At 64.8% G+C, this 833-nt stretch carries 1 protein-coding gene; it reads right to left on the bottom strand.

Annotated features, from left to right (window positions below; genetic code table 11):
- Positions 1 to 50: 50 nt before the first annotated feature.
- Positions 51 to 833: LptA/OstA family protein (locus BRAS3809_RS32830; protein ID WP_502685688.1), on the bottom strand; the 783-nt coding region annotated here is incomplete at its 5' end.

Raw genomic sequence — 833 nt, 5'->3', positions numbered from 1 at the left:
GCAGGACTCAGCCTGCGCGTCGACGGCGCAGGACGCTGCAGCGGCCCGCATCATCGCTTGGGTCGTGGCGCGGTTGCCGGTACCGCGGCGGGCTGTTGGCATCCCGTGTCCGATCGCTGCTGGATCATCGCGATGACCTTCCCATGATCCACTTCGACGCGCGATACGCCGGAGGCCATGTCGACCAGAAGGCGATCGCCGCGCATCACGTTGCCACATTGCGTCAGCACCACATCGCCGAGCAGGCTGATGAGATTGGTCTTGGTATCGAAGATCGCGCGCTGGCCGCGGGCGGTCTGGTCCTTCCGCGTGACGACGACGTCCCCGCGCGCTTCCAGCCGTTTGATGGCAGTGTTGCCGCCCGGTCCGGGCCGGGCCGACTGCATCGGCTGTCCTGATCGGGTCGGCGGGTCCGGCAGGGGCTGCGAGGTGTAGAGCACCTCCAGGCTCTTCGACGTCATCGTCGTGTCGCCCTGGATCACCTTCACATTGTCCGAGAACACGGCGCGGCTCTTCGGCTTACGCACCTCGAACGCATCCGCCTCGATCCGGATGGGTTGGTCTCGATTGTCAGAAAATCCCTGAACCGCATTGGGGACGGAAGTCTGCGCATGGGCGCGAGCGAGGCCAAGCGACAGGGCAACGACCACGATCAGCGCGGACGCGCGCCGATCGGACCGGATGGGCTCGACGGTGAGGCGTTTGGACATGAGCCCAAATCTACGAAACTTCAGGACATAATGGAACGAACGCGCATGCGCGTTTTGGTTGTTGTTTGCCGAATTGAACGCTGGATCGGCGCGGCGCCATCGGACGACCAGCGAGCGCCGCTG

Origin of the sequence: Bradyrhizobium sp. STM 3809, from assembly GCF_000239795.1 — a bacterium.
In the GTDB taxonomy this organism is placed as follows: Bacteria; Pseudomonadota; Alphaproteobacteria; order Rhizobiales; family Xanthobacteraceae; genus Bradyrhizobium.
The sequence above is the reverse complement of the archived record's forward strand: the minus strand, read 5'-3'. Positions and strand labels throughout refer to the sequence as shown.